This window comes from Deinococcus sp., from assembly GCF_018260555.1.
Classification (GTDB): Bacteria; Deinococcota; Deinococci; order Deinococcales; family Deinococcaceae; genus Deinococcus.
In genome coordinates, this window is record NZ_JAGLBB010000124.1 from 1 (window position 1) to 3,446 (window position 3,446).

A 3,446-nucleotide genomic window follows, 5' to 3' on the forward strand; every position below is an offset into this window, starting at 1 on the left:
TGGACTGGTCAGCGTGTTCACGGGGGATATTCTCATGCCCAATTTCTCTGTCTGATCGTCCCCTGCTGAGCAGTTACATAAAAAGCATGATGATCATCATCAGGGCCGCGCGCCGTCCGCGTTCTGGACGCGGTTTCTCTGTCTTTCATCCGAAGGGTCGTGCTGAATCATCCAAAAGGTCGTGCTCCGAAGGTCCACTTCATCCAAAGGGTCGCGCTGGGCGGCCAGGAACCGCCAAAGGGTCGTGCCGGGCAGGGAAGGCTACGCTCCAAAGGGTCGTGCTGAAAGCGCCAAAGAGTCGCGCCCGGCGAGGAGGAGACGCTCCAAAGGGTCGTGCTGCCCGGTTTCTTGCTGGCAGTCGGAGAGGGCAGACCATCCAAAGAGTCGTGTGCTCAAGGGGCTCTTTCCTCCAAAGAGTCGCGCTGCCGGGCACGACCCTTGGGATGAAACGGCGCCCGGGCACGACCCTTTGGATGGTGTGGGGGACGCGCCCGCTGCAGTCAGCAGGCTCCCGATCAGCAGCAGGTGCAGGAAGGTCTGGGTTCGCAGCGTCTCCTGGTACGCCCGACTGCCGCTACGGCCAGGGGTCCGCGTTCCTGCGCGGCCTGCACCTGCGCGTCCGCCCAGGTGAACTGCGGGTGGTTCCCGACCAGCGCAGCGACCAGGGCGCTGGTGTCGAACAGGGTCACCACGAACCGAGAACCTCGTTCAGCCGCTCGTCCCGCAGGTCCTGCACGGGATCGCCAGTGATGGCGCCCTCCGCGCTGAGGATCAGGCGGCCGTGATGCCGGGTGACCTGCACGTCCCGCGCGGCAGGCCGCAGGTGAAGGGCTCCGCCTTCGAGTTCGACTTCGAGCTGCGCGCCGGGCTGGAGGGCCAGCGCGTCACGCAGGGCCTTGGGAATGAGGATGCGGCCGAAGCGGTCGATCTCCAGATGCGCGGTCATGGCTGGCAGTTTAGGCGCCTTCTTGCCAATTCGCTGCGGTGCCAGTCACGTGCCCCTGCCCTGACTCGACCCACTGCTCTGATGTGAGGCATCTGCGCCGCGACGGGTACCCTACAGTGCGGGCATGTCCAGTTTCACGCTCCCCGCCGCGGTCATGACGGCCCTGCTGACCGGACTGATGATCGCCTGCCTGGGTCCCGTCAACAGCCTGCTGCAGGCCAGGGTCGGCACGTGGTCCATGCTGACGGTCGTTCATCTGCTCGGCCTGGGCGTGGCGATCGTGGGCTTCTGCCTGGCCCCGCCCAGCCCCTTTGGAACGCCGGGAGACTGGACGCGTCCCCTGCTGCTTGTCCTGCTCGTCGGGGTGCTCGGCGCGTTGCTGCTGCTGGCGCGGTCTGTGGGCAGTACCCTGCCGGCCTTCGCGTGGTGGGGGGGCGCCCTCGGCCTGCTGGTGGTGGTCGGCACCGTGCAGGCGATCGGGGTCCTCGGAGCGGTCCGGGCCGTGCTGCTGATCATTCTGGCCGAGCTGGTCGGAGCGGCCCTGATCGACACGTTCGGCCTGTTCGGCCGTCCGGTCCTGCCGCTGAACCCGGGCCGGATCGCCGGACTGCTGCTGGTGCTCGGCGGGGCCCTCCTGACCCTGCAGGCCGGAACGTGACGACCCTCGTCGAGTTGGCGGCCGGGCAGCGTCCGACCTACGTGTGCACGCGACTGTTTCACCCGTCGGGTCGGTTGCTGGGGACGTTTCTGGAAGGAGGAGTCCGGGCAGGCCTGAGTGCCGCTCTCACGGACGCCCACCTCACCGCCACCGGACCGGTGACCTTCCTGCCGTACCGCGATTCGAACGGTGCCATCACGCCCCGCGCCGGGCATGAGTTCACGCGGGACATCTACCTGCTGGACGCCGCGCAGGTGCGCCGTGCCGGGCGCATGGTGATTCCACTCGATGACCTGCAGGTGGACAGCGGAATCGCGTTCGAACTTGGCCTGGCGTGGGGTCTGGGGATTCCGACCCTCACGGTGCTGCTCAACAGCGTCAGCCTGCAGCACCGACCGTCCGGGGAGCCCCTGCGTGCCCTGCCGGTGCTGTCCATGATGAGCGGCACGGTCATTGACGCGGGTGCGTTCCCGTTGTCGGGACTGTCCAGCGAGGCGAGCACCTATCAGGAGCAGGTGCTCGCCTCGCTCTCGCGGATGGCGTCGCTCGTCAGGGAGGCGGTGTATGCCGATCCTGTTCCGCCGGTCAGCCCGCGCCCGGAACGACCGTTGCGACTCGGCACGGTGCATCTCGAGGGCGGCGTTCCGCACGCAGGAACGGACCTGTTGATCGCGCATGCGCGGACTGCGTTGCGGGCGCAGGGGTGGACCGTGACGACCGCTGCCCGCTGGGACACGTCCCCCGGCGAGTCGCTGGTTGACCGGGCGGCGCGTGACGTGGAGACCGCGCTGGCCGCGCAGGTCGTCCTGAATTTCGGGGACGGTGCGGACGTGGACGCGGAGGTCGCGGCCATTCAGGGCGCACGGACGGCGCTGGGTCGCCCGACCGTACTGCTGCGCAGCGCCCCACTGGGTATCCAGGACGGTCCGGTGTATGCCAGTGTCTGCAACCTGATGCTGGCGCACTCGGCGTGGCGGGTGGCGGAATCGCTGGCACAGGCGCTGCAGTGGATCAGTGACCTTCACCCGCAGCAGAGCGTAGCCGCCCCGGCTCCTCGCCGATGACGGGTGATCCGGCTGGGCCTGCATGCGGCTTCCGGGCTTTTCTAGGTCAACAGGCGCACGAGGATCTCTCCCGCCTGCACCTCATCCCGGGCCCATACCCTGAGCCGTGACGGACGCGTCACGGTCACGCCCAGCTGACCCTGCTGGCAGGCCTGACGGAAGGGACCACCCGGCTGAACATACGAGTAGCCGCGCTGCCTGAGCAGCTCCGTGAGGCCGCGTTCCAGCATGGCGCGGTCATCAGACCGCCGGGGTGTCAACGCGGTTCCCACCGCGGGTGGTGAGTCGCTCAGTCCGCTCCGGAAATATGCCCGGTTGGCCTTCCACCGGCTGAGATGCGGGTACCGGTCCGTTCTGATCTTTCAGTGTCCGGCGCAACAGAACACTCGCGAAGCGCCTGCTGTGCCTGTTGACGCTGACCTAAACATGGTCTGTGCTGGTCGAGGTCACATTGGACTGCCCGAAGAAGGCACAGGGTCGCCGGGCGTGGAGCGTGGCGAAGATGGGCTTGCGGGACCTCGTCCGGTCGTTCAGCCGGGAGTCAGCACGCCTGTGTGACTTGATCGACCTGTTGATGTCGTCCCGGACGAACGCCCTGGAAAGTGTCGGGTACCGAGGTCCTTAATGCTCCGCCACCTGACCGAGCGCACCCGGCTTGTCATACACTGCCAACCGGTCAATCAACGTCGCCGACGCCTCATTAGACCTCCTGCGAAAGTCCCCAGCTACGCTGCGTGAGTGAGCCACGACCGCCTTGAACGCCTCCGACAGCTGAACC

General features: G+C 67.2%; 4 protein-coding genes. 2 read left to right on the forward strand and 2 right to left on the reverse strand.

Going from position 1 to position 3,446, the window contains the following annotated elements; translation table 11 throughout:
• Positions 1 to 515: 515 nt before the first annotated feature.
• Both QZ271_RS14120 and QZ271_RS14125 read right to left on the reverse strand, forming a co-directional pair.
• A complete protein-coding gene (locus tag QZ271_RS14120) occupies positions 516 to 689 on the reverse strand; it encodes a hypothetical protein (protein WP_273991539.1) in 174 nt (57 codons plus the stop codon).
• Positions 686 to 946, reverse strand: a complete 261-nt coding sequence (locus QZ271_RS14125) for an AbrB/MazE/SpoVT family DNA-binding domain-containing protein (RefSeq protein ID WP_291432550.1) — start codon at positions 944 to 946, stop codon at positions 686 to 688. The genes QZ271_RS14120 and QZ271_RS14125 overlap by 4 nt, the downstream gene beginning before the upstream one ends.
• Before the next feature lie 124 nt (positions 947 to 1,070).
• On the opposite strand from QZ271_RS14125, the gene QZ271_RS14130 reads away from it, so the two are divergent.
• Positions 1,071 to 1,604: a DMT family transporter gene (locus tag QZ271_RS14130; RefSeq protein ID WP_291432552.1), complete on the forward strand. Its 534-nt coding sequence runs from the start codon at positions 1,071 to 1,073 to the stop codon at positions 1,602 to 1,604.
• Entirely contained in the window at positions 1,601 to 2,668 is a 1,068-nt protein-coding gene (locus QZ271_RS14135; protein WP_291432554.1) for a nucleoside 2-deoxyribosyltransferase, read from the forward strand. The genes QZ271_RS14130 and QZ271_RS14135 overlap by 4 nt, the downstream gene beginning before the upstream one ends.
• Positions 2,669 to 3,446 lie beyond the last annotated feature (778 nt).

Excerpts from the sequence above, each read along its gene's own strand:
- QZ271_RS14125 (WP_291432550.1), bottom strand. The coding sequence starts at position 946 with ATGACCGCGCATCTGGAGATCGACCGCTTCGGCCGCATCCTCATTCCC.
- QZ271_RS14130 (WP_291432552.1), top strand. The coding sequence starts at position 1,071 with ATGTCCAGTTTCACGCTCCCCGCCGCGGTCATGACGGCCCTGCTGACC.